Source organism: Pirellulales bacterium, from assembly GCA_019636345.1.
In the GTDB taxonomy this organism is placed as follows: Bacteria; Planctomycetota; Planctomycetia; order Pirellulales; family Lacipirellulaceae.
The window spans coordinates 205752-231195 of the sequence record JAHBXQ010000007.1 but is presented as its reverse complement, the minus strand read 5'-3'; the positions used below and the strand labels follow the sequence as shown (position 1 = coordinate 231195).

Below are 25444 nucleotides of genomic sequence, written 5' to 3'. Positions count from 1 at the left end.
TTGCCTAGAGTGCGCGCTGGCCCTGAGACATGGAGCCCTCGACAGCCAGGCAGGCCGTTCGAGGCGAACTCGTTGAACTCGGGTTCGCGTCGTACGAATTCGTTGGGCAGTGCGTCGAGGTCCTCATGGCGGACGTTGCACGCGCGATTGATCCTCCGCTCGGCGAGCGGGAGGCGGAAGTGCATGCCCTGCTTTATTCCGGACAAGATTATGTCTTGTGCTGGCCGCTCATTCTGCTCGCCGAGAAGTTGGAGTTTTGGGAGGCGCGCTCAGTCATTTGATCACGGCGCCCACGACCGAAACGATCGCCACGCTCCATCTGCTGCTGAAATTCTACGGCACCCTTGCGCGGAGCCGACGAGAAACTGATCGGCTGCGGAAGCGAGCCCGAGCCTCCCAGGCGCCGATCGAGGAGATGGCGGCGATCGGCAGCTCGCCAGCGGCGCACTCCTCGAAGGACGACGAGCTGGCGAACGATGTCGCGCAGCGATTGGCGAATAGTCGTGACTGGCGCTGCGGGTGTTCCGAGCCCGACTTGACGATCGTTCCTGTAAGGAGCGACGAGGGACTACCGCAGATTTTGATCGCGTGCAGGTCGTGTCAGGCAGAGTTCGACCCTGGCTTCGTGAGTGAAGCTGAAATCGAGCGATTGATTGCCGTAAACTGATTCGAAGCGATGCCCTCAGCCTGCCCCGCTGGTCCGGCAGAGTCCGGCTCCGGCCAATTGCAGACCCGCCCGGCCGGCCGGGAAGCGGTCCCCCTGGCGGATCTTGAGACCCCCATGGCTGGGCGCGGAGTCTCCGTCCCAACCATCGCGGCCAATCCCGTGCGTCTAGGTCTCACCGGACGAGCTGCCGCCCTCGCCCCGACGGTTGAATCGTCCCCTCTTGATCCGGCCGAGTCCTCCGCGGCCTCGGCAAGTTGAGTTCGACTTGCTCGGCTGACCTGACTAGATCGCCGAGGACCTGCGGATCGGGGCCTCGGGATCGCAGGCAAGAAAATTCTGACGAACGGCTATCCGGCATTCCCTTCTGGATTGGAGACCCAATTCCGAACGGAGTCCGCCGCGATGTCCCGCACGCCCCCAAGCCCTTCCATTGCCCCAGACCACCCCGGGAAGCCTGTTCCCGGCGTCATCTCGCGTCTCGAGGTGTATCGGCTCGACGAGGCGCTCCTCCGCCTTGGGTGGTCGCTTTCGGCCTACCGGGCCGCGCGTCGGCGGGGGCTTCAAGTCCTCGCTTCCGGCAAGCGCCGGTACCTGCACGGCCGCGAAATCATGCGGTTCCTCGCCGCCGAGTCGGGCGCCGCGGGCAGTCCGCAGGAGTGAGATTGGCGCCCGCGTCGCCCCATCGGGGATTCGAGTATTCCCCCGCATTCCCATTCCGCGACCGATATTGGTCGCAGTCCCGTTAGTACCAATGGATGAAACATCTTTCAAAGTAATCGTCGTCAAGGCGTGCGATCGCAGGAATCTTGTCCTGCGGTACGTCGATCCCGTGACTGGGAAGCATGTCACGAAGTCTGCAGAGACGTCCAACCGCCGTAAAGCCGAGCGAGCAGCGGCGCGCTGGGAGGCCGAATTGCGGGAGGGTCGGTTCCGCCCCGCGGTCAAGATCTCCTGGGACGAGTTTCGCGAACGCTACGAACAGGAGTATCTCCCCGGCTTGGCGGACGGCACGTTCGGTAAGATCCAGGCCCTCTTCAATCTCATTGAACGCGTGCTTCGCCCTCGGCGATTAAGCGATGTGACATCGTCGGCGATCTCGAAACTGCAAGCCGAAATGCGCAAATCGCAGCAAGAGGCGACGATTAAGAGCAACCTAGCCCACCTCAAAGCGGCCTTGAGGTGGGCGGTCCGCATGGACCTCTTGGTCGCCGCACCGGTGATCGAGAAACCGCCGCGATCCAGAAACAACATTGTCATGAAGGGCCGCCCGATCACGGCGGCTGAGTTCGACCGCATGCTGCGAGAAACGCCCGAGATCGTCGGCGAGGCCGCCGCGGCCGATTGGCGGAGACTCCTGCAGGGACTGTGGCTGTCGGGGCTAAGGCTTTCCGAGGCGCTCAACCTGAGCTGGACGGACGACGACCTGCTCCGCGTCGATCTGACCCACGAGTTTCCCCTCCTGCACATCCCGGCGGCGCTCGAAAAGGGTAACCAGGATCGATTGCTGCCGATCACGCCCGACTTCGGGGCGTTTCTCCTGGAGACGCCCCCCGAGCGGCGAACGGGCCACGTCTTTCACGCCCGGGGCCGCAGGATCTCGCGGCCGGTCGACGTCAACTGGGCGGGGCGGATGATCTCGGCCATTGGCAAGGCCGCGGACGTCCGCGTGAGCGGGGGGGGACAGGGGAAACGCGAGAAGTTCGCGTCCGCCCACGATCTCCGCCGCTCGTTCGGCGAGCGGTGGGCGCTGCGGGTCATGCCGCACGTCCTCAAGGAGCTGATGCGGCACGCCTCGATCGAGACGACGATGCGGTACTACGTCGGCAGGAACGCGCTCACCGTGGCGCGGAGCATTTTCGAGGCGAATTCGGCGGGCGCGGAGGCGCGCCAAGGTTACATTTTAGGTTACAGCCCCCCGTTAGAGGGGCCTCCCGAATCGACGTAAGTCATTAGCCGAGGCGGGATTCGAACCCGCACGGGGGTTGCCCCCCACTGGATTTTAAGTCCAGAGCGTCTGCCTATTCCGCCACTCGGCCGGCGTTGTCGCGGCGGGCCGCGGCGGGGCTTCGGCGGCTCCGTGGGTGCGGCGCGTGCGGGAAGACAGACTAGCCTGCGGGCGACGAACTTGCCATGGCGACGCACCCCGGGTGCAGCACGAGCCGTCATGGACGCGCACCACCCTCTGGCTCGGAACGCCCGACCGCGGCGCTGGGTGATCCGCGCGGGACGAACAGCGGTCATCGCCACGAGCATCGGCGAGGGAAATCAAGGTCAGGACACGCCGGACTGGCAGAGGGGCGCGGCCCGACGGGTTCGAAGTCCGCTGTTCCGGGGCGTTGTTCGGGCCGTTCTCCCCCCGTTTTCGGCCGGTTGGCGGGGGCTCGGGCCGGCAGTATAATCGGCGGCTCGGGCGCCTTCTCCAGCAGGCCGGCACTGGCGCCGGCGCTCCGAAATCGCCGTTGCTGGACCGCGAAACGCTCCGCCGCGATCGCCCTGTCGGGGTCGCGGCCTGTCGCCGCCCGCGGCTCCGGCCGGGCTCTCCGCCCGGCCGTGGCAGTCCCGCGGGTCCCGCCTCGGCGACGAGCGTCTCGCCCGTCGGCGGCGACGTCGCGCTCCCGCTAACAACCGTATTTTCTGCCAGCCATTTTTCTGCAAGTCGAAGGAGTTCTGTCGTGGCAATTCGCGTCGGTATCAACGGATTTGGTCGCATTGGGCGTCTGACCTTCCGCAACCTGATCGCCCGCGGCAGCGAGTTCGAGGTGGTCGCGATCAACGACCTCACCGACAACAAGATGCTCGCCACGCTGCTGAAGTACGACAGCACGCACGGCCGGTTCCCGGGCGAGGTGAGCCACGACGCCGAGAATTTGTACGTCAACGGCAAGGCGATCAAGGCGACCGCCATCCGCAATCCGGCCGAGTGCCCCTGGGGCGACCTGGGCGTGGACGTGGTCGTCGAGTCGACGGGGGTGTTCGCCGCCCGCGCCGGCAACGGCAAGCCGGGGTACGACACCCACCTCGACGCCGGCGCCAAGAAGGTCGTCCTGAGCGCCCCGGCCAAGGACGGCGCCGACCTGACGTGCGTGCTGGGGGTCAACGACGACAAGCTGACCCCGGAACTGAAGTGCATCTCCAACGCCAGTTGCACAACCAACTGTCTGGCCCCGGTCGCCAAGGTGTTGAACGACAAGTTCGGCATCGTCACGGGCCTGATGACCACGGTCCACGCCTACACGAACGACCAGAACGTGCAGGACCTGCCCCACGCCGATCCGTATCGAGCCCGGGCCGCGGCGATGAACATCATCCCCACGAGCACCGGCGCCGCGTCGGCGGTCGGGCTCGTGATTCCCGAACTCAAGGGGAAGCTGACCGGCATCGCCCTGCGGGTGCCGGTCGTCACCGGCAGCGTGGTGGACCTCACCGTGAATCTCGGCAAGAAGACGACCGCCGAGGAAATCAACGCCTCGATCAAGGCGGCCGCTGAAGGGCCGATGAAGGGGATCCTCGCCTACACCGAGGACCCGATCGTGTCGACCGACATCATCGGCGACTCGCATAGCAGCATCTTCGCGGCCGATTGGACCCAGGTCATCGACGGGACGATGGCCAAGATCGTGTCGTGGTACGACAACGAATGGGGCTACAGCTGCCGCACCGCCGACCTGATCGCCAAGATCGGCAAGATGTAAGCCGTCAGTTCGTCAAAGCCAAGCACTTCGAGCGAGCCGCGTCCCGCCAGGGGCGCGGCTCGGTTGTTGCGCAGGAGGGTTGAGAGTCGAGGGACAAGGGGCGAGAATCGGTGCGCTTCGAGACTCCGGCAGTTCCCCCCGCAATTCCTCGCTCCGCCTTCCGTATGTCCGCTCCCCTTTCCCCCATGATGCAGCAATACGCCGAGGCCAAGGCGGCCGCCGGCGATGCGCTGCTGTTGTTCCGGATGGGGGACTTTTACGAACTGTTTCACGAGGACGCGCGGATCGCGGCCCGCGTGCTGGGCCTGTCGCTCACCAGCCGCGACAAGGGGGACAACCCGATCCCCATGGCGGGGTTTCCGCATCATCAGCTCGACGGGTACCTGGCCAAGATCATCGCCGCCGGGCTGCGGGCCGCCGTGTGCGAGCAGATGGAGGACCCTCGGCACGCCAAGGGGATCGTCAAACGCGAGGTGACGCGAATCGTCAGCCGCGGCACCGTCACCGATGATGCGCTGTTGGACCCGTGCGCGGCGAACTATTTGCTGGCTATCGCGGGCGCCGGGGGAGCTAAGCCGCATGCGTCGGGCGACGCGGCGAATTTGGCTCGCGCGTGCGGCTTGGCGAGCGATCCCGTCGGACTGGCGTGGATCGACGTCTCGACCGGCCGGTTCGAAGCCGCGGTCGTCCCCGGCGACAAACTGGGGGACGAGCTCGCGCGGATCGCCCCCGTCGAACTCGTGGTCCGCGACGACGCCGCGGAACTCCCCCTCGCCTGGACCGAAGGCCGGTTGCTCACCAAACGCCCGGCGTGGGCCTTCGGCCGGCAGACGGCCGCGGCCGCGCTGGCCAAGCACTTCGGCACGCATTCGCTCGACGGGTTCGGCTTCGGCGCCGGGGACGAGCCGGCGCTCGCCGCCGCGGGGGCGGTGCTCGAGTACCTTGTCGAGACGCAGAAATCGTCCCTCGCCCACGTCGACCGGCTCGTCCCCCATCGTTCGACCGCGCGGCTCGAGATCGACGAAGCGACCCGCCGCAGCCTGGAGCTCACCGCCACGATTCGCGACGGCCGCCGCGAGGGATCGCTGTGGGGAGTGATGGACCGCACGGCGACCTCAATGGGCGCGCGGATGCTGGGGGACTGGCTCGCCAGCCCGCTGACCGACCCCGCGGCGATCGACGCCCGGCTCGACGCGGTCGGCGAGTTCGTCGCCGACGCCCCGCTAACCGACGACTTGCGCGAATCGCTTCGCTCGATCTACGACATGCAGCGGTTGCTCGCCCGCGTGACGACCGGTCGGGCGACCCCGCGCGATCTGGCGTTCGTCGCCCGCACGCTGCGCGCCCTCCCCAAGCTCAAGGCGAAGCTCACGGGCCGCACCGCGGCGCGACTCGTTCAGCTTGAGTCGCGGATCGATCTGTGCGGGGACCTTCGCGCCAAGCTCGACGCGGCCCTCGAGGACGACTGCCCGCTCACCAGCCGCGAGGGGGGCTTCATTCGCCCCGGCTGCCACGCCGAGCTGGACCAACAGCGCGAGCTGACCAAAGGGGGCAAACAGTGGATCGCCCGATACCAAGTCGAGGCGATCGAGCGGTCCGGCATCCCGTCGCTCAAGGTCGGCTTCAACAACGTGTTCGGGTACTACCTGGAGGTGACCCACGCCCACCGCGACAAGATCCCCGCCGATTTCATCCGCAAGCAAACGCTCAAGAACGCCGAGCGTTACGTCACCCCCGAACTCAAGGAGCACGAGGAGAAGGTGCTCGCCGCGCAGGAGCGAGCGATCGACCTCGAGTACGACCTGTTCGTCGAGCTGCGCGAACTGACCGCGGCCGCGGCGCGACGGCTGCAAGCGACCAGCGAGGCGTTGGCCGAGGTCGACGTGTTGGTCGGGCTCGCCGAGTTGGCCCGCAGTCGCAACTACTGCCGGCCGACGATCGTCGCCGAGCCGATACTCGAGATCGACGCGGGCCGCCACCCGGTGCTCGACGTCACTGAGCCGGACGGGACGTTCGTGCCGAACGATTGCCGGTGCGAGGGACGCGCCGCCAAGGACGAGCAGCGAGAAGGAACCGGCAGCGGCGATCCGTCGGCTGCCGGCTCGCGCTTGGTCCCCCGTCCCTCGCTGCTGCTCATCACCGGCCCCAACATGGCGGGCAAGAGCACGTACATTCGCCAGACGGCGCTCCTCGCGCTGATGGCGCAGGTGGGGAGCTTCGTCCCGGCGCGGGCCGCGACGATCGGAGTCGCCGACCGCATTTTCGCCCGCGTGGGGGCCAGCGACGACCTCGCCCGCGGCCGCAGCACGTTCATGGTCGAGATGACCGAGACGGCTCGGATCCTCAACACGGCCTCGGCCCGGAGCCTCGTGATCCTCGACGAGATCGGCCGCGGCACGAGCACCTACGACGGGCTGTCGCTGGCGTGGGCGGTGGTCGAGCACCTGCACGACGTCGTTGGTTGCCGAACGCTGTTCGCTACGCACTACCACGAGCTCACGCAACTGGCCGACGACCTGCCGGGGCTCGCCAATTTCAACGTCGCGGTCAAGGAGTGGATGGACGAAGTCGTGTTTCTGCACCAAATCGTCGCCGGCGCCGCGGACAAGAGCTACGGCATCCACGTCGCCAAACTGGCCGGGGTCCCGCGGAGCGTCAACGCCCGGGCGGAGGAGGTGCTGGCGACGTTGGAAGAGGGCAAAAGGCGGCAGGCCGCAGGGGGACGCGAAGCAGACGCCGGCGGGGTCGATTCATCGCCCTTGCGGAACCGTCGCATCGACGCCCCTCACGCCGGCCCGACTCGGGCGCATCGCAACGGCCAATTCCAGCTCACCCTGTTCGAACTGGCCGACCATCCGCTGCTCGACGAAATCCGCAGCGTTGATCCCGACGGCCTCACGCCGCGCGAGGCGTTGGAACTCGTGAGCCGGTGGCGGGAGCAACTCGACGGCGCCAAGGCGCCGACGTAGGCGAGTTTCGGAGAAACTCGCCTACGGACCCTGCAGCGCCTTCAGCGACTGCCGCAGTTCCCTTCGCGTCGCTTCGCCGTACTCGACGTCGAACCAGACGATGCGCCCTTTCGCGTCGAGGACGTAGATCCGCGGGAGGAGTCGTTCGCCGACCGCCGCGAGGACTTCGCGGCGCTCGTCAAGCAGTTGCGGAAACGCGGCCTTCGCCTTGGCGACCTCGGCCTGCACGGCGCCGGCCGGTTGACCGACGGCGATCCCTGCCACGGCGATCCCCGCGGGGAGCTTCTTCTCCCCCAGCAACTTCGCCAAATCCGCCAAGGCCGCCCGAGCCATCCAGCGGTCGGGCGCCCAGATGACGACGACCGTCCCCTTGGCCCCCTGCAGCTTCGCCAGCGGGGTCGCGGCGCCCCCGAGCAGCGGCAGTTCCACCGCCGGGAACGAGTCCCCCTGGCGCACCCGGCAATGTTTCGCGTGATCCTCGGTCAGCAGCACCTCGGGGTACTCCGCCGCGATCGCGGGAGCGGCAACGGCGGCTCCCAGCAGACACCAAGCCTTCGCGACTCCGCGGAGAGCGCTGACTACAATGCTTCGGCGAATTTTTGTCATCGATTGATCTTCAGGGCCAGTTCCTTGAGCTGCTTCGCGTCGACCGTGCCGGGGGCCTCGGTCATCAGGTCAGTCGCCTTCTGGGTCTTGGGGAAGGCGATGCAGTCTCGAATACTCTCCAGGCGGCCGAACAGCATGACCCACCGATCGATCCCCAGGGCAATCCCGCCGTGGGGCGGGGCCCCGTACTGCAGGGCGTCCAGGAGAAACCCGAATCGATCCTTCGCCGTCTCGGCGTCGATCCCCAGCAGGCCGAACACCTTGGACTGCGTCTCGGCGTCGTGGATCCGGATCGTCCCCCCGCCCGCTTCGCTGCCGTTGATCACCAGATCGTACGCCTTGGCCCGGCACTTGCCGGGGTCGGCGGAGAGCAGCGGCACGTGCTCGTCCAGCGGGGCGGTGAACGGGTGGTGCATCGCCGCCCAGTTCCCTTGTTCCTCGTCGTACGCGAACATCGGAAACTCGACGACCCACGAGAAGTGCATCGCCTGCGGGTCGTACAGTTGCATCTCCCGGCCGATCTTGGTGCGCAGGGCGTGCAGCACCTTGCAAGTGCCGGCCCACTGATCCGCGGAGAACAGGATCAGGTCCCCCGGTTCGGCGTCGAGACGCTTGGCGAACTTGGCCAGCAACTCCTCGCTGAAGAACTTGGCGATCGTCGAGCCCAGTTTGCCGTCCTCCTCGCAGCGGAACCACGCGAGCCCCTTGGCGCCGAAGCCCTTCACGAACTCGGTCAGGGCGTCGATGCCGCGACGACTGTAATGCTCGGCCCCCTTCTTGGCGTTGATCGCCCGGACTTTGCCCCCCGCCTCGACGACGTTCTTGAACACGCCGAAGTCGCTCTCGGGCGCCAGATCGGTGCAGTCGACGATCTCCAGTCCGAACCGCAAATCGGGAGCGTCGTGGCCGTACCGCTCCATCGCTTGGTCGTAGGTCATCCGCGGCAGGGGGAGCGCAAGGTCGATCCCCAACTCCTGCTTGGCGAGTTTCGCGCACAGGCCGTCGATCTGGCCCATGACGTCGTCGGCGTCGACGAACGACATCTCGAGATCGAGCTGCGTGAACTCCGGCTGCCGATCGGCCCGCAGGTCCTCGTCGCGAAAGCACCGGGCGACCTGCACGTAGCGGTCGTACCCGGCGATCATCAGGATCTGCTTGTACAACTGCGGCGACTGCGGCAGGGCGTAGAAGCTCCCCTGATGGACGCGACTGGGGACGAGATAGTCGCGGGCGCCCTCGGGGGTGCTGCGCCCCAGGCACGGCGTCTCGACGTCGATGAATCCGCCGTCGGCGAAGTAATCGCGCATTCCTTTGACGACTCGGTCGCGGAGCAGCAGCACCTTTTGCATTTCCGGACGCCGCAGGTCGAGGTACCGGTGCTTGAGTCGCAAGTCCTCGCCCGGCAGGTCCTGCTTCATCGCGCTGGGCGACACCGGCGGGGTGAGCGCTTTGTTGAGCAGGGTGAGCCGGGTGACCCGCAGTTCAATTTCGCCGGTCGGCAGCTTGGGGTTCGCCATCCCCTCGGGCCGGGCGGCCACCTTGCCGACGACCTTGATGACGTACTCGGCCCGCAACTGCTTCGAGGCCTCGATCTCCACGGGCGAGGTGTCCGGCGGGTTGAACACGACCTGCGTCATGCCGTACCGATCGCGGAGGTCGACGAACAGCCCCCCGCCGTGGTCGCGATACGAGTCGACCCAACCGCACAAGGTGACGGTTTGGCCAATGTGAGACGCGTCGAGTTCGCCGCAAGTGTGAGTGCGTAGCACGGGGAAACCGATCGAAGGGGGAAGGCGGACAGGGGGACGGGGCGCTCGCCGCTCGCAAGGCGACAACTTCGCTCGCACGAGCCGCGCGGCGTCAGCCCGCGGAGCATGCCAAAACGCCCGATTTTAGTGGCCCGCCCCGCGAGTGCCTAGCCGCAGCCACTCTCCCAGCCGCTCCATTCCGTGGGCCGTCGAGACCCCCGGAGCGTATCCCAAATCGCGCCGCGCCGCAGAAATGTCGAACCAATGGCTCTTGGCGAGCTGGGCGGCCACGAACCGCGTCAACGGCGGCTCGCGACGGGGAGCGAGTCGAAACAGCTGTTCGCAGGCCGCCCCGATTCGCCATGCCGCCGAGTAAGAGACCGTCCGCCGCACCGGCGGCAGTTCGGCCGCGGCCAGGATCTCGTCAATCCACGCCCAGCAGTTCACCGGCTCCCCTTGGCTGAGGAAGTAAGCCCGCCCCGCGACGGGCGAGTCCGCTTCAGCGAGCGCGTCGGCCGCCGCCAGATGCGCCGCCGCCGCGTTGTCGACGTAAATCGTATCGACCGCATTGGCGCCATCGCCGATCCGCGCGAGCCGCCCCTTGCGCGCCCGCGCCACGAGCCGCGGCACGAGGTGATTGTCCCCCGGTCCCCAGATGAGGTGCGGCCGCAACGCGCAGGTTCGCAATTGCGAGTCGCTGGCCGCCAGCACCGCCTCCTCGGCCCGCGCTTTGGAGGCCGAGTACCAACTGCGATGCGCTTCGAGCCATTCGATGGCCAGCGGCGCCGACTCGTCGACGCCGCACTGATCCTCTCCCGCGAACGTCACGCTTGGACTGCTGGCGTAAACCAGCCGCGTCGCCCCGCGATGCCGACACGCTTCGATCACGTTGTGCGTACCGTAGAGGTTGACGCGCTCGAACGGCCGGCGGTCCTGCTGCACCCCCGCGAGCGCCGCGACGTGGTAGACGCAATCGACCCCCGTGCACGCCGCGTCGACCGACAGCGGATTGGCGACGTCGCCGCGGACGAGCTCGACCCCCGCGGCTGCGAGGTCGGGATACTCTCCCCGCGCCAGAACCCGCACCCGGTCGCCGCGCGCGAGCAAGCGCCGCACGATCGCCCCCCCCAAAAAACCGCCGCCGCCGGTGACGAGAGAGAGCATGGCAGGAAGGCAAGAGGGCAGAGGTCCGCCAACAAGCAGTCAGAATTCAGAAACCGTTCGACAACATTCCAGCGCGAGCCGCTGCGTCCCCGCCCGCGGCGCATCGCCGGGCCGCCCATGTCGCCAACTCCTCGCGGCGGATCTTCGCGTTATGCCGCACGTCGACGGGAAAGCGGTCGCGGAACAGAATTATCTCGATCGCGGCCAGCGACGGTTCGGTTCGACCGACGGCGCGCAACTCATCGGCGAGCCGTCGATACGGTTCCTCATGATAGCGAGTCCCGTGCTCTGCGAGAAATGCGGCCGTCGGCTCGACGCACAACACGGGCGTCTGCTCGCCGCGCAGCCCGATCCCCACGAGCGCAGTTCGCCGCACGTGCGGATGGACGTTGAACACCCCCTCGACGCACTCGGTGAACAGCGTCCCCGCGGCCGTTTCGACGCGGTGCGTCTTGCGGCCGCAGTACCAAAACCGCTCCTCGTCGTCGAAATAGCCGACGTCCCCCAGGCGGTGCCACACGGCGGCGCCAGTGCGGATCTTCGCCGTCGCGTTCGCCTCGTCGACCGATCGCCCCGGCGCCACGACGTAGGCGGGCGAGACTTGCTCGCCGCGGACGACGAGCTCGCCGATTTCGCCGGCGGGCAACTCGTCCGTCTCGGCGAGCGTCGCGAACGACTCGTCGGCGATGCGAACGACTCTCCAAGCAATCGAGTCGAATCGGCGCCCGACGCACACTCCGCGGCCCTGGTCGGTCCGCTCCGCCGTTTCGCCAAGCACCTCGCTCGCGGCGATCGTCGCCACGGGCAGTGCCTCAGTCGCCCCGTACGGCGTGTGCATCTCGGCGCCCTCGGCAACGCACCCCAGCGTCCGCCGCAACACGGCTGCGGGGACAGGCGCCCCGCACGAGAAGACCTTTCGCAACGTCGGCATTCGCTCGCCCGTCGCCGCGCAGTGCCGGCTCAGCTTGTCCCACACCGCCGGCGAGGCGAACGCCTGCGTGACGCGCCAATCGCTGGCCGCCGCCAGCAACTCGCCGCAGTCGGCCGTCGCGGGGCGCGAAAAGTCCATCCGCGGAAAGACGGTCGTCACCCCCAGCGCCGAGTTGAACAACCCGAACAACGGAAAACACGCCAGATCCGCCCCGCCGGGAGTCAGGGCGTACCGCGCGGCGATGTCGCGCACCTGGGCCTCGAACATGCCGTGCGTCGACAGCACCCCCTTCGGCGGGCCGGTGCTCCCCGAGGTGAAAATGATCGCCGCGCAGTCGTCGGTCGCCGTCGTCGGCAACGCGGCTCGACTCCGCCGACCCGCGGCCAGCAGCCCGCGATACGTCGCTCCGCCCCAAAACCACCGTCGGCCGACGGTCACGTTGAGCCGCGCTCGCGGAAATCGCCGAGCGTAGACCCGCCGCACGGCCTGGGCCGGGCTGATCGCCACGAACCCCTGCGGCTCGGTCGCGGCGAGGCATTCCAGCAGATGATTTCGCCCCATCCCCGGATCGATCAGCACCATCGTCGCCCCGGATCGCAGCAGGGCGAACACCAGCTTCACGAACTCGATCCCCGGTCGCACCAGCAGCACAAGTCGCATCCCCGGCGTCACGCCCATGTCGACCAGCCCGCGAGCCAGCGCGGTCGCGTCGGCGTCGAGCTCGCGAAACGTGCAGGTCGCATACTCGCGCCGTCCCGCGACGTCGCCGCGCCCGGGGCAAGCCACGGCGACTCCCTCCGGCAACAGTGCGGCGATGCGCGTCAACCGATCGGCGACGTTCACGTGCGGCAACGCGGCGGGAGGTTCAGTTTCAGCGGCAACGCTCATCCTCCTATTCTCCCCGCGCAAGCTCCCGCTCGAAAGCCCCGTCCTCAGACGCTTGCGGCTCAGCGCCCCGCCGCCGCAACATGCGCAAGCACCCGCGCCGCGACGTCGCTCCCGGTCGCCGCGGCCAGCGCTCGCCACCCTGGCGAGGCGTTCACCTCGAGCGCGTAGACCCGCCCGTCGCGGCCCGGCAGGAAATCGATCCCCGCAACCGTGGCGCCAACCGCCGCCGCCGCACGACGGGCCGACTCGGCCAACTCCGCCGATACGACCAGCGGCGCCCCCGTCCCCCCGCGGCTGATGTTCGTCCGCCAGTCGTCCGGGTTGGTGCGCTCCATCCCGAGCACCTCGTCGCCGACGACGAACAGCCGCCAGTCGCGCCCCTCGTGCGGCACGAACCGTTGCAGATAGATCGCCGACTCGAACCGCGCCAGCGAGGTGAACGCCCGCAAGGCCAAAACGGGATCGGTCACCCGCACCAGCCCGCGCCCTTCGCCGCCGAACAGCGGCTTCACGACGACGTCGCCCCCCAACTCCTCGAACGCAACCCGCGCGTCGTCGACCGTCTGACAGGCGATCGTCTCGGGGACCAGCAGCCCCGCCGCGGCGAGCTTGGCGGTGGCGAGGTACTTGTCGATCGACGCCTCGATCGCCTTGGCCGAGTTGATCACCGGGATCCCTGCCGCCTCGAGCCGCGCAAGGGCGTCCATCCGCAGCACGACCGGTTCCAGCCCCGCGGGGGTCATCGCGCGGACGATCGCGGCGTCAAAGTCCAGGAGCGACATATCGCCGCAACGAATGATCAGCCCCGCCGCGCCGACCCCCGCCAACAGGCGAGCCTGATCGAGCGTCGCCAGGTCATGCCGCTCTCCAGCGGCTCGCACGAGATCGCGGTAGTGCCAACTCTCCGGCGACGTGAAAACGGCAATCTTCATGGCAGCGGCGTTCCCGCAAGTTACGCCGTCTCGCCGAACGAGTTCGCCAGCACCTCGCTGTTCAACTCGCCGAAGGTGAACGATCGCCCCGTGGCGAGATTCACCAGCGTCACGACCGCCGGGCTGAACAGCAGGGGATCGACTTGGTAGAAGTCGCCCCGGTACGACGCCAGCACCTCGGCGAACGGCCGGCCGTAGTCGCGCGACGCGCTGCTGGGGAGTTGCGCCCCGATCGCCGCGAGTTCGTCGTCCCCGCCGTGCACGTACAGCGTCACCCCCCCGCCGTACAGGATCGCGTCGTTGGTGCGGCCGATCGCCGCGAGCTTGTCAGCCGCCGGCGGGGGCAGGGGAGCGCAGCCCCAGCCGCTGGCGATCGATTTCAAGTCGAACTTCAGTTCGTGGAGCTTGTGGAGCGCGGTCTCGACGCTGCGGGCGACGACCTGCACCGTGCCGGCCAAGCTGCGCGTGGGGGCCGCGAGCAGCGTCAGCCCCGCCGGCGCCACGCCGCATTTCTCGGCGATCATGCACGCGACCTCGTCGGTCGGCAGCGCGTCCGTTTCGAGCGCCCCGACGCACGCGGCGGCGGACTCGCGATACTCAAGCTCGGCGAACAGCGGCTCGCGCGCCGCCGCGGCCCGCATCGGGCCCGAGCCCATCGCGAAAAACCCGTCGCCCTTGATCTCCCACCCGGCATACTGCGACGCCATGCACGCCAGCCACGGATGGTCGGTTTGCACCATCACGAACGGCGCCGACGCCGGGCCGCGCCGCAGCGGTTCGATCTCGACCCGCGCAAGGTCCGCCGCACAAACCCGCGCAAGCGCCGCCCCCGCGGCCAGCCCGCCGGGCGCCTCCACGCCGCAATCGATCACCGTTGTCCCGCCGGGAAGCGTGCTGGTCGCGACCCCGAGCCGCTCGGCATCGGCGACAATCTCACGACAAACGGCGGCGGCGCGGATGTTGAGGTTCACGGCGACGATCAACCGAACGAGCAGGACGACGATGCGACCCGCAGAATAGTCGCAACGTCCGACGATTGCCATGCCCTGGGCAAGGGCGACTCGGAACGGACGCGAAGCCAGACCCAGGAAAGTCGCCGCCGGCGTCGCGAACGCCCTCGCCTGTGCGCTTTGCCCCGTAGCGAGTCTTGAAACCAACACCGCACGACGGCTACTTCAGCAGCTTCTGTTGCAGCTCGCCCAGCTTCGCGGTCGCGGCCTTGGTCGCCTTGGCTTGAGCGCCCGCCGCCGCGGCGTTCACGTCGGTCGACACCGTCTTGCCTCCCGGCAACGTCACGATCGAGGGCAGTTCGCCCCCGGCGAGACCCCCCAGTTGCGCCAGCAGTTCCTGGTTGTCTCCCAGCTTCGCCAAGAGCTCGTCCTGCGCGGCCCGCCGTTTGCCGTCGAGCTTGGCGACCTGCTCGTCGACCTTGGCCTGCGCCTTGGCGACGATCCGGTTCGACTTGTCCGTCAGGTAGGCGCGAAACGCCCGATCGAACCCTGCGGCCAGATCGGGACCCAGGTTCGACGTCAGCTCGACCCGCGGCCGCCGCGTCGTGCCCGACAGCACCAGCTTCGCCTCAACGCGAGCCAGGTTGGCGAGCGACTCGTTGAGCGCCTCCCCCAGCCCCGCGTCGCGCACCGCGGGGGTCGACGCGGTCAACCGGGTCGTTCCCTGCAGGTACTCGACCGTCCCCTCGATCCGGTCGCCGACCAGTTCGATGTGCGCCGCCAGCGACGCCGTCCCCGGCGCCACCTCGACGGCGATCTTCTCCGCCTTGCCGAGGGTGCGCCCCGGCAGCGGCAGTTGCGGGCAATGGAACACAAGCGTGTCGTGCGCCACGTCGCCGCGCCGATCGAGCGTCGCTTCCAGCGTAAATTCCTGTGCCCCGGAACCGCGCAGCGCCAAACGCGCCGGCTCGGGATGCAGCTCCGGCTGGCTCGCCGCGTGGGTCAGCAGCCCGGCAAGCTCCAGCGTCCGGCCGTCGAGTCGAGCCGATCCCAGCAGCTCGACCCGTTCCACCAGCACCGCCGGGCGCGGGCGATCGGCGAACACGACCGTCACGCCCCGTTGCTTCGGCGGTTTGGCGCTTGGGCGTTTCTTGGGCACAAGCGCCCGGGCCGTCTCGACCCAGGCCAGCGTCGTCCCTACGTAGCCGTGCGCCTCGTCCCCCAGCAAGTACCGCGACAACTGGTCGCCGTCGAGCTTCTTGAGCGCGGCGGCTTGCTCGCGCAAGAACTGCTGGTCATGTTTGCGGGCCGCGTCGATCGCCTTGCGATCCGCCTCGGCCTGCTTGGGCAGCGTCTCAAGCCGTGCGTGGAGCTCCTTCACTTGGCGATCGATCGCCGCGACGTCGGCCGCCAGTCGCTCGGTCGCGGCCAGATTCCGCAGCGGATTCTTCTTAAGCTCCCGCGCCGCCGTTTCAAGCCGCTTGCCGCGTACCTGCAGGTCGTCGACCGCTCCGCGCAGCTCGGCGTATTCCTGCGGCCAGCGGGCTTCCAGATCGCGCGCGACCGCGGGGGTCTGCAGTTGCGATTCGAGGTCGCTTTCCAGCCGGCTGCTCACGTCGTCGAACCACGCGCCGCCGTGCTCGACCGCGGCGTCGACCAGGGGATCGAACATCGACGGCCCGGCGTCGGCGTCCGACTTGTCGCGTGCCGGCAGCGCGCCTGAAACGGTCCGTTCGCCGTCGAAAGCGATCCCCGTGACGCGCCCGTCGACGACCCGCAGCCGCCCGCGGCACAGTTCGGCCACATCGACCGCAAAGGTCCCCGCGCCAGCCTCGACGAGGTTGCGCATCTCCTTCGCCGGATGAGCCGCCGCGAAGTCGCGGATCTCCAGCCGTCCTCCGCGCAAGGTCGTCCGTAACTCGCCGATCTCGACCTTGGCGCCCAAGGCCGCCTCGCCGCTGGCCGTGATCCCCCACTTGAGCGCAGGGTCGAGCCCGTACCGAACCAGCCCGACCAAGACGAGCGCAACCGCCAGTCGCGGCAAGACGTAGCCCCAGCGGAGCAGCCCCTGCCGCTTCGGTTTTGCGGAGGTCTTCCGCGCGGCCTCGGCCAGCGCAATCGCGACCGCTTCGACCGCTTCGCCGGCGACGAACGTGGGGCCTAGGCCTCGAGCCCCAATTGGGCCCCGATCTCCGCTCCCTTGAGCCAGCGTATCACCCGGTAGCTGAGCAGCCATTTCGCCATCCTTGGTCGAATCCGTGTCGCCGCCAGCCGGGCGGCCCAGTAAGCGGGGTAGAGACAGTACAGCCCGATCGCCAACTGCCCCACGACCGCCGTGTTCGTGAGCCCCGTGAACCGCCCCAGCGGCGCCTGGTACAGCGCGGCGAACCAGGGCCGCAGCGTCTCCGAGGAGATGATCGCCGAACCAATTGCATGCGCCGCGCCGTCCCACAGCGGCGCCAGCAGCGAGAACACCCCCCCGGCCAAGAGCGCCGCAGGAATGCTCACGCGCAGCGACCACAGAAGGATCCCCAGCGTCAGCACCAACAGGTTCCCCTTGGGCAGGCAGCCCACGAGCATTCCCAGCGCAAACCCCCACGCCACCTGCCGCGGCGAGTCGTCGCCGACGAGCGTCTGGACAAGTTGCCTGAGCGGCCGCAAGAAAAAGTCGAGCATGACAGCACCGCCGGCGCCGCGAGGGGAAGTGAGAAGCGATGAAAAGCCCGCGTCCAAGCGCGCACGGCGCACCGGACATCGCTCGGTATCGACTCGCCCCGCCAACAAACTTGAGCCGCGGACCGTGCCGAGGATCGCCAACAGAACTGCCCGTGAATGTGCGCGATTGTGCGTACGCACCTCTGCCGGCGCAAGGCCCGCTCGCCGACCAACGGCTGCAGGGCGCCGAAAAGCGATGTTCCCCCGCCGATTCGCGCCGATTTGCAAAATACCAGGGCACTTTCACGGAAGCCTGTCCCAACTCGCTCCCCATCCCCTCTAAACTGACGTCTGATCCTCCGATCTCCGTCCCCTGACCTCTCCCCCCTCGCCATGCCCAACCGTCTTGCCGACGAGTCGTCACCCTACCTGCTCCAGCACCAGCACAATCCGGTCGACTGGCGACCCTGGGGGCCCGAAGCGCTCGCACGCGCCCGCACCGAACAAAAGCCGATCTTCCTCTCGATCGGCTACGCGGCGTGCCACTGGTGCCACGTCATGGAGCACGAGAGCTTCGAGGACGAGCGAATCGCGGCGATCGTCAACGAGCACTTCGTCGCCGTGAAGGTCGACCGCGAGGAACGGCCCGATCTCGACCAGATCTACATGAACGCCGTGCAGATGATGACCGGCCGCGGCGGCTGGCCGATGTCGGTGTTCCTCACCCCCGATCTCAAACCGTTCTACGCGGGGACCTACTTCCCGCCGACTGCCCGCGGGGGGATGCCGGGGTTCGACGACGTGCTGCGCGCCGTGGCCGACGCCTGGGACAACCGTCGCGAGCAGGCCCAGGCGATGGCCGACCAAATCACGGCCGAGCTGCAAACCGCCGGCGGCGCGTCGGCCGACGACGCCGAACTCGGCCGCGGGCAACTCAACGCGGCGATCGTGCAACTGAGCCGCGCGTTCGATCCGACCTGGGGCGGCTTCGGCCGAGCGCCGAAATTTCCCCACCCCATGGACCTGCAACTCTGCCTGCGGCACTGGCGGCGGACCGGCGCCGAGCAGTCGCTCGCCATGGTCCGCCTCACGCTCGACCGCATGGCCGCGGGAGGGATCTACGACCACCTCGGCGGCGGGTTCGCCCGCTACTCGGTCGACGAGCGGTGGCTGGTCCCTCACTTCGAGAAGATGCTGTACGACAACGCCCTGCTGGCCGGCGTCTTCCTCGAGGCGTTCCAAGCGACCGGCGATCCCGGGTACGAACGCATCGTCCGCGAAACGCTCGACTACGTCCTCCGCGACATGACCGACCCCGCCGGCGGGTTCCACAGCACCGAGGACGCCGACAGCGAGGGGCACGAGGGACTGTTCTCCACCTGGACACCCGCCGAACTCGCCGCCGTGCTCGGCGACGACGCCGCGGAAACATTCGGCCGAGTCTACGACGTCTCCGACGCGGGGAACTTCGAGGGGCGCAACATTCTCCACCTCCCCAGATCGATCGAGCAGGCCGCCAAGCTGATGAACCGCGACGCGGACTCGCTCGCCGCCGAACTCGCCGCGAGCCGCGCCAAGCTGTTCGCCGCTCGCGAGCGGCGCGTGCGTCCCGGCAAGGACGACAAAGTGCTCGTCTCGTGGAACGCCCTGGCGATCGACGCGCTGGCCCGCGCCGGCGCCGCGCTCGGCGAACCGCGATTCGCCGCGGCCGCGCAGCACGCCGCCGACTTTCTGCTCCGCGAACTCCGCCGCCCCGATGGCCGCCTCCTCCACGCCTGGCGCCAAGGCCGGGCCAAACTCGACGCGTACCTCGACGACTACGCCTATCTTGCCAACGCCCTCATTACGCTCTACGAAACGACGTTCGCGCCGCGGTACGTCGAGGAGGCGCTCGCGCTGGCCGACGTGATGATCGACCGGTTCGCCGATCCGCAAGCGGGCGGCTTCTACTTCACCGCCGACGACCACGAGCAACTGATCGCCCGCACCAAGGACGTCACCGACAGCAGCGTTCCCGCGGCCAACGGCATGGCGGCCACGGCGCTCGTGCGGCTGGCCAAGCTCACCGGTCGCGACGCCTACGCCCGGCAAGCCGAGCGGGCGCTGCTCGCCGCCGCTGCGATGCTCGACCGAGCCCCGACCGCGATGGGGCAAACGCTCCTGGCGCTCGATCTCCGCCTGGGGCCGACCTACGAACTGGTCTTCGCCGACGGCGGAAACGCCAGCGCCGCGGCCGCCGCGCTCGCCGACCTGCGCCGCCGCTACTTGCCCCATGTCGTTCTGGCCGCGACGCCTGCCGACGGAGCCCCGCCCCCCGCGCCGCTGGCCGACCTCCTGGCCGGCAAGTCGCCGCTCGACGGCCAGCCGACCCTGTACGTCTGCGAAGACTTCACCTGCCGCGAACCGGCCGTCGGCGTCGCGGCGATTCACGCGGCGCTGAACGCGCTCGAGACGCCGTGAACCCTCCCGCCGCGCTTCCGTGGTGAATCCCCTCGGATCTGCTAGACTCGACGGCTATGTCGCGCGTCGTCTTGGCCATGTCGGGGGGAGTCGATTCGAGCGTCGCCGCCCACTTGCTCCTCGAGCAGGGGCACGACGTGCTGGGGGTCTTCATGCGCCACGGCGTCGAGTCCCCCGTCGCCTGCGCAACCCCGGACGCCAGCCGCGGCGACTCGCCCGCGGCGCAACTCCCGATCGTCGACCGCCTCGACCACAAACAAGGTTGCTGCACCGCCGCCGACGCCGCTGACGCCCGTCGCGTCGCCGATCGCTTGGGCATCCCGTTTTACGCGCTCAACCTTGATCGCGAGTTCGCTCGAATCATCGACTACTTCGTCGCCGAGTACGCCGCCGGGCGGACCCCTAACCCGTGCGTCCAGTGCAACAACTGGATCAAGTTCGGCAAACTGTTCGAGTACGCCGACGCCGTCGGGGCCGAGTTCGTCGCCACGGGGCACTACGCGCGGCTGGTGCGCGACCCGCAATTGGGCGCAGCGACCCTGCTCCGCGGACGCGACGCCGCGAAGGATCAATCGTACGTCCTGTTCGGCATCCGCCGCGAGCTGCTCCCCCGGATGCTGCTCCCCGTGGGCGAGTACGACAAGCCCGCGATCCGCAGCATCGCCGCGGACCTGGGATTCGACGTCGCGACCAAGCGCGACAGCCAAGAAATCTGCTTCGTCACCTCGGGCCGCTACGACGATTTCGTCCGCAGTTACAAGCAGCGCCACGCCGACAAGCAAGACTACCCGCCGAGCGAGCCGCAGCGTCCCGCCCGCGACGCACTCCCGCCCCCCCCCGCCTCCGGCGGCGAATTCGTCCTCACCGACGGCTCCGTCGTCGGCCGGCACGCAGGCATCGAGAGCTTCACCGTCGGTCAGCGCAAAGGTCTGGGAATCGCCCTGGGCGAACCGAAGTTCGTCGTCCGCATCGAACCCGACACGCAGCGCGTCGTCCTGGGCGACCGCGTCGACCTCGGCCGCACGCGTCTCACGGCCCGCGACTGCAACTGGCTCCTCGACCCGGCCGCCCTCCCGGCGCACGGGCTGGTGCAAGTCCGCTACAACTCGCCCCCGGCCCCCGCCGCCATCAACCTCGACGCCGCCGGGCGCCTCCATGTCGAGTTCCCCGCCCCGCAACACCACGTCGCCCCGGGCCAAGCGGTCGTCTGCTACGCCGACGATCGCGTACTGGGGGGCGGCTGGATCGAGTGACCCCGCGGTCGTGCCTCGGAGAGAAACGACCGCTGCGCAAAGAGAACGTCGTCCTGCAAACCCGCCCTGACCCGCGGCTGTTTCTCTGCGGCGGCTCGAATTGCACCACTCGCCCCGCGGGATTCGGCTGGAAACTAGGCGGCCGCATCGTCCAGTACGAACGCTTCGAGCCGCACTTGGGGGCCGGGCGGGGCGAGATGACAGCGCCGGGCCCGCCGGCGCTACGCCAGCACGCCGCGGACCACCTCGGCTTCCTTCACCCCGGTCAGCTTCATGTCGAGCCCCTGGAATGGGTACGTGAACCGGCGGTGGTCGACGCCCAACAGGTGGAGCATCGTCGCGTGCAGGTTGCGCACGGGCACGGGGTCTTGGACGGCGTGATAGCCCAGGTCGTCGGTGGCCCCGAACGTGGTCCCGGCCCGCACGCCGCCGCCGGCGATCCACATCGTGAAGCCGGCGATGTGGTGGTCGCGGCCGACCGCGTCGGGGTCGGTCGTCCCCTGCGACATCGGCGTGCGGCCGAACTCGCCCCCCCAGATCACCAGCGTGTCGTCCAGCATGCCGCGCTGCTTGAGATCGGCGACAAGGGCGTAGGTCGCCCGGTCGGTCAGACCGCAGCAGGTGGTCATGTGCTTGCGGATGCCGTCGTGATGGTCCCAACCGCGGTGGTAGAGATGGATGAACCGCACGCCGCGCTCGGCCAATCGCCGGGCCAGCAGGCAGTTCGACGCGAACGATCCGTCCCCCGGCGTGGCGCCGTACAGGTCGAGCACGTGTTGCGGCTCGTCGGAGACGTCCATCAACTGCGGGACCGAGGTTTGCATCCGAAACGCCGTCTCGTACGCGGCGATGCGGGTCTCGATCTCTGGGTTGCCGGTCACGCCAAGCCGCGCCCGATCGAGCGCCGTGGCCGCCTCGACGACGCCCTGCTGCAGATGCGGCGGCACGCCGGGAGGGGAGTCGACGTAGTGGACCGGGGCCCCGGCGGCGTTGAACTCGACCCCCTGGAACCGACTCGGCAGGAACCCGGCCGACCACTGCCGTGAGGCGATCGGTTGGGGGTTGCGCCCCCCGACGCTCGTCATGACGACGAACCCGGGCAGATCGCTCGTCTCGCACCCCAGGCCGTAATTGATCCAGGCGCCCATCGACGGCCGGCCGCTGATCGCGGTTCCGGTGTTCATGAAGGTGTGGGCCGGGTCGTGATTGATCTGCTCGGCGACCATCGAGCGGATGATGCAGATGTCGTCGGCGATTCGTTGCTGCCAGGGGAGAAAATCGCTGATCGTCTGCCCGTTGCGACCGTACCGGCCGAACTTGCACAACGGGCCCAGGGCGCGCAGCTCCTTCCCCTGCAACTGGGCGATCGGCTGGCCGGCGGTCACCGACGCGGGCATCGGCTGGCCCGACAGCTTGGCCAGTGCGGGTTTTTCGTCGAACGTCTCGAGCTGCGACGGCCCGCCGGCCATGCAGAGAAAGATCACCCGCTTCACTCGCGGCGGAAAGTGGGGCAACCCGGGAAGCCCCGGCACGCCGCCCCCCGCGCCGCCGCCCCCCGTGAGCCCGCCGCCGGCGACCCCGTCCCGCGCCAACAGCGACCCGAGCGCAAGCGACCCCAGAGCCACCCCCCCGCCGGAGAGAAACGCACGGCGGTTGATCGCGTTCAGCGCGGCGTCACGAAACATCAGGGAACCTGTCGTGATTGGGAGGATTCGCCGCAGAGGGCGCCTTAGTTGCGCGTGAACGTCTCGCTCGCATTCAGCACCGCCCGGGCGACGCCGGCCCAGGATGCCAATTCGATCGTCGCGGCCGGCTCGCGTTTCTCGTCGCGTTTCCACAATCCCACGGCCAGCGCCGCCTCGGCGTCGGCGGGGTTCGCTTCGTAGTGGGTCCGATGCTCGGCAAGCAGCCGCTCCATGACCGCGCGCTCGTCGGCAGTCGGCGCGCGCGACAGGCAGATGCGAAACGCCCGAGTCAACCGCTGGTCGAACTCCGTGCCCCCCTCGGCGATCGCCCGCATCGCCAACCCGCGGGCCGCCTCGACGAACTCGGGGTCGTTCAAGAGCGTCAGCGACGCCACCGGCGTGTTCGACTGCGGTCGTTGGGCCGTGCACTCCTCGCGCGTGGGGGCGTCGAGCGCCTTCATCGCGGGATGCAGAAACTGCCGCTGCCAGTGAACGTACGCCCCGCGGCGCCACTGGTTGGCGTCCTTGTCGGCCCGATACTCGCGCTCCGGGAAGTTGAGGTGCCGATAGTACTTGGCCGGCTGATAGGGCTTGGCGCTCGGTCCCCCCAACTTCTCGACGAGCAGCCCCCCGTGCGCCAGGGCCGTGTCGCGCACCATTTCGGCCGGCACGCGATACCGCGCCTGCCGGGCGAACAGGGCGTTCAGCGGATCCTGCCGGAGCAGTTCGGCCGGCGCCGCCGAGGACTGCCGATAGGCCCGTGACAGAACGATCAGCCGCAGCATGTGCTTGACGTCCCAACCGCTGTCGACCAGTTCAACCGCCAGTCGATCGAGCAGCTCGGGGTGATCGGGGGCGTGTCCCTGGCCGCCGAAGTCGTCGAGCGTCATCGCGATCCCCCGGCCGAACAGCAAGGCCCACAAGCGGTTGGCCATGACCCGCGCCGTGAGCAGCCCGGCGCCATGCTCGTCGTCGACAAGCCAGTTCGCCAAATCAAGCCGCGAAAGCCGCTCCTTCCGATCCGAGCCGCGAGGCGTCAGCCCGCGGAGTTCCGCGTCGCTCGCGCCCCCCTGCGTCGACTCCCCCGCTCGTCCGACGACCCGCGCCGTCGCCACGGTGCGCAGCCCCTCGGCAGGAATCTCCTGCAAGAACTGCGGCACGGCCGGCAGGACGATCGGGCCCGACTCGTCGAGCCAGTTCCCCCGCGGCAGCACGCGCACCTCGCGCGGCTCGGGAAGTCGCTTGGTGATCATCACCCGTCCCGGCGCCCCCGCGATCGCCGCGATCTCGCCCGCGGTCGCGGCGATCCGCTCCGCGTCGCGGTCGGCGTCCAGCGGCGCCAACTCGGCCCGCAGCTCTGCGATCCGCTCGCGCTGGTACACGCTCAGCACCGTCAGCTCCGGCCGGCGCGGGGTCGGCAGCGAATTGAGATTGTCGTACTGGTTCTCAAGGTGATGCTCGTCGTCGACGTCGGCGAAAAACGCCCCCAGCGCGTGGAAATCGGCCGTCGTGTACGGGTCGTACTTGTGATCGTGACACTGCGCGCACCCGACCGTGGCGCCCATCCACGTCTGCGACACGTTCCGCACGCGGTCGGCCATGTAGATGGCGCGATACTCCTTGAGCTGGGCGCCCCCCTCATGCGTGGTCTGCAGCAACCGGTTGTACGCCGACGCAATCGTCGCATCGATCCCGGCGCCGTCGATCAGGTCCCCCGCGAGTTGCTCGCGCGTGAACTCGTCGAACGGCTTGTTCGTGTTGAACGCATGGATGACGTAGTCGCGATACGGCCAGACGCTGTGGTCCTGATCGCCGTGGTAGCCCACCGTGTCGGCGAACCGCACCAAGTCGAGCCAGAACACGGCCATCCGCTCGCCGTACCGCGGCGACGCGAGCAACCTTTCGACGACCTTCTCCCACGCACGGGGCGAATCGTCGGCGACGAACGCGTCGACCTCCGCAGGCGTCGGGGGAAGGCCCGTGAGATCGAACGACGCGCGCCGGAGCAGCGTCACGCGGTCGGTCTCCGGTTGCGGAGCGATCCTTTCGCGCTCCCATCGCTCGGCGAGGAAGTCGTCGATCCAGTTGGCCGAGCCCTCGCGTTTCGCAGGAAGCGGGGCGTCGCGTCGCGGCGGGACGTACGCCCAGGGAAGCGCCCACTCGGCCCCCTCCGCAATCCACCTCCGCAACGTCTCGATTTCTGCGGGCACGAGCGACTTGCCCGTTTCGGCAGGGGGCATCCGCTCGTGCTCGTCGTCGCTGAGGATGCGCCGCAGTAGCTCGCTCTCCTCCGGCCGCCCCGGAACGACCGCCGCGTAGCCCCCCCGGTCCTCCAGCGCACTTGCCGATTCGTCAAGCCGCAGGTCCGCCTCGCGCGACGAGACGTCGGGACCATGACAGAAGAAGCACTTGTCCGACAGGATCGGCCGGACCTCGCGATTGAAATCGACCGCCGACTCATCCGCCCGCGCGGCCGCGCACCAGGACGCCGCCGTGATCGTCAGCCAGAAAAAACGGGACCGCCGCAGAACCATCGCGCGTGCCGGATCGAGGAGAGTTCAGGGAGACCAGGGGGTCCCCCCAGTTTACTCGACGCCCGTCCGGACCGCGACGCTGAGCCGCGGCGGGGACGGCTGTCGTAAGGAGGACCGATTTTTGGGCTCTGGAAACATACAAGAGCGCCAGGAAAACACGAATTGAGACTTCCCGATGGACGCTTATCAGCACGGTTGCACGACGGCCGATTTACCGCAATTGGCAGCAGTCTCGCCGCAATCTTGAATCGCTGCTCGGCCGCCGCCCGACGACGAACCGGCGCAAGCAACAAGGCGTTGAGGAGCTCTC

At 68.6% G+C, this 25444-nt stretch carries 18 protein-coding genes and 1 tRNA gene; 8 read left to right on the top strand and 11 right to left on the bottom strand.

The features are described 5' to 3' along the window. Nucleotides 1–125 precede the first annotated feature (125 nt). The 4 genes from KF688_16565 (at nucleotide 126) to KF688_16550 (ending at nucleotide 2612) form a co-directional block, all read left to right on the top strand. Nucleotides 126–281: a hypothetical protein gene (locus tag KF688_16565; protein MBX3427293.1), complete on the top strand. Its 156-nt coding sequence runs from the start codon at nucleotides 126–128 to the stop codon at nucleotides 279–281. Beyond that, nucleotides 278–667, top strand: coding sequence for a hypothetical protein (locus tag KF688_16560; protein MBX3427292.1), 390 nt, complete (start codon nucleotides 278–280; stop codon nucleotides 665–667). The genes KF688_16565 and KF688_16560 overlap by 4 nt, the downstream gene beginning before the upstream one ends. 402 nt (nucleotides 668–1069) lie before the next feature. Further along, on the top strand, nucleotides 1070–1327 hold the full coding sequence (locus tag KF688_16555) for a hypothetical protein (GenBank protein ID MBX3427291.1): 258 nt from the start codon (nucleotides 1070–1072) through the stop codon (nucleotides 1325–1327). 91 nt (nucleotides 1328–1418) lie between these two features. Beyond that, complete coding sequence (locus tag KF688_16550) at nucleotides 1419–2612, top strand: site-specific integrase (GenBank protein ID MBX3427290.1); 1194 nt, start codon at nucleotides 1419–1421, stop codon at nucleotides 2610–2612. A 5-nt stretch (nucleotides 2613–2617) separates the two neighbouring features. Here the strand turns inward: KF688_16550 and KF688_16545 are convergent. After that, nucleotides 2618–2703: transfer RNA gene (locus tag KF688_16545), tRNA-Leu, on the bottom strand. A 636-nt stretch (nucleotides 2704–3339) separates the two neighbouring features. Between KF688_16545 and gap the strand changes: the two genes are divergently transcribed. Both gap and mutS read left to right on the top strand, forming a co-directional pair. Continuing rightward, nucleotides 3340–4359, top strand: a complete 1020-nt coding sequence (gene gap, locus KF688_16540) for a type I glyceraldehyde-3-phosphate dehydrogenase (GenBank protein ID MBX3427289.1) — start codon at nucleotides 3340–3342, stop codon at nucleotides 4357–4359. A gap of 185 nt (nucleotides 4360–4544) precedes the next feature. Then, a complete protein-coding gene (mutS, locus tag KF688_16535; protein MBX3427288.1) occupies nucleotides 4545–7328 on the top strand; it encodes a DNA mismatch repair protein MutS in 2784 nt (927 codons plus the stop codon). A gap of 21 nt (nucleotides 7329–7349) precedes the next feature. Here mutS and KF688_16530 read toward each other — a convergent pair whose 3' ends face one another. The 8 genes from KF688_16530 to KF688_16495 all read right to left on the bottom strand — a co-directional run bounded on the left by KF688_16530 (nucleotide 7350) and on the right by KF688_16495 (nucleotide 17223). Continuing rightward, nucleotides 7350–7934, bottom strand: a complete 585-nt coding sequence (locus tag KF688_16530) for a redoxin family protein (protein MBX3427287.1) — start codon at nucleotides 7932–7934, stop codon at nucleotides 7350–7352. Continuing rightward, nucleotides 7931–9703, bottom strand: coding sequence for an aspartate--tRNA ligase (gene aspS, locus KF688_16525; protein MBX3427286.1), 1773 nt, complete (start codon nucleotides 9701–9703; stop codon nucleotides 7931–7933). The genes KF688_16530 and aspS overlap by 4 nt, the downstream gene beginning before the upstream one ends. Nucleotides 9704–9826: 123 nt before the next feature. Further along, a complete protein-coding gene (locus tag KF688_16520) occupies nucleotides 9827–10846 on the bottom strand; it encodes an NAD-dependent epimerase/dehydratase family protein (protein ID MBX3427285.1) in 1020 nt (339 codons plus the stop codon). 46 nt (nucleotides 10847–10892) lie between these two features. Beyond that, nucleotides 10893–12665 (bottom strand): AMP-binding protein, encoded by a 1773-nt coding sequence (locus KF688_16515; GenBank protein MBX3427284.1) that lies wholly within the window; start codon nucleotides 12663–12665, stop codon nucleotides 10893–10895. 59 nt (nucleotides 12666–12724) lie between these two features. Further along, the gene (locus KF688_16510; GenBank protein ID MBX3427283.1) at nucleotides 12725–13597 is read right to left on the bottom strand and encodes a RimK family alpha-L-glutamate ligase; all 873 of its coding nucleotides are present in this window, start codon (nucleotides 13595–13597) and stop codon (nucleotides 12725–12727) included. A gap of 20 nt (nucleotides 13598–13617) precedes the next feature. Continuing rightward, nucleotides 13618–14640 carry a methenyltetrahydromethanopterin cyclohydrolase gene (mch, locus tag KF688_16505; GenBank protein MBX3427282.1) on the bottom strand — a complete coding sequence of 341 codons (1023 nt, stop codon included), beginning with the start codon at nucleotides 14638–14640 and terminating at the stop codon, nucleotides 13618–13620. A 127-nt stretch (nucleotides 14641–14767) separates the two neighbouring features. Beyond that, nucleotides 14768–16783: a TIGR03545 family protein gene (locus KF688_16500; GenBank protein ID MBX3427281.1), complete on the bottom strand. Its 2016-nt coding sequence runs from the start codon at nucleotides 16781–16783 to the stop codon at nucleotides 14768–14770. Beyond that, on the bottom strand, nucleotides 16708–17223 hold the full coding sequence (locus tag KF688_16495) for a TIGR03546 family protein (GenBank protein ID MBX3427280.1): 516 nt from the start codon (nucleotides 17221–17223) through the stop codon (nucleotides 16708–16710). The genes KF688_16500 and KF688_16495 overlap by 76 nt, the downstream gene beginning before the upstream one ends. 372 nt (nucleotides 17224–17595) lie before the next feature. Between KF688_16495 and KF688_16490 the strand changes: the two genes are divergently transcribed. Together KF688_16490 and mnmA are read left to right on the top strand one after the other, a co-directional pair. Continuing rightward, on the top strand, nucleotides 17596–19662 hold the full coding sequence (locus tag KF688_16490; protein ID MBX3427279.1) for a thioredoxin domain-containing protein: 2067 nt from the start codon (nucleotides 17596–17598) through the stop codon (nucleotides 19660–19662). A 56-nt stretch (nucleotides 19663–19718) separates the two neighbouring features. Then, nucleotides 19719–20915, top strand: coding sequence for a tRNA 2-thiouridine(34) synthase MnmA (gene mnmA / locus KF688_16485; GenBank protein MBX3427278.1), 1197 nt, complete (start codon nucleotides 19719–19721; stop codon nucleotides 20913–20915). Nucleotides 20916–21136: 221 nt separating this feature from the next. On the opposite strand, the gene KF688_16480 is transcribed toward mnmA, so the two are convergent. After that, on the bottom strand, nucleotides 21137–22600 hold the full coding sequence (locus tag KF688_16480; GenBank protein MBX3427277.1) for a DUF1501 domain-containing protein: 1464 nt from the start codon (nucleotides 22598–22600) through the stop codon (nucleotides 21137–21139). A 44-nt stretch (nucleotides 22601–22644) separates the two neighbouring features. Further along, the gene (locus KF688_16475) at nucleotides 22645–25134 is read right to left on the bottom strand and encodes a PSD1 domain-containing protein (GenBank protein MBX3427276.1); all 2490 of its coding nucleotides are present in this window, start codon (nucleotides 25132–25134) and stop codon (nucleotides 22645–22647) included. Nucleotides 25135–25444: the final 310 nt, after the last annotated feature.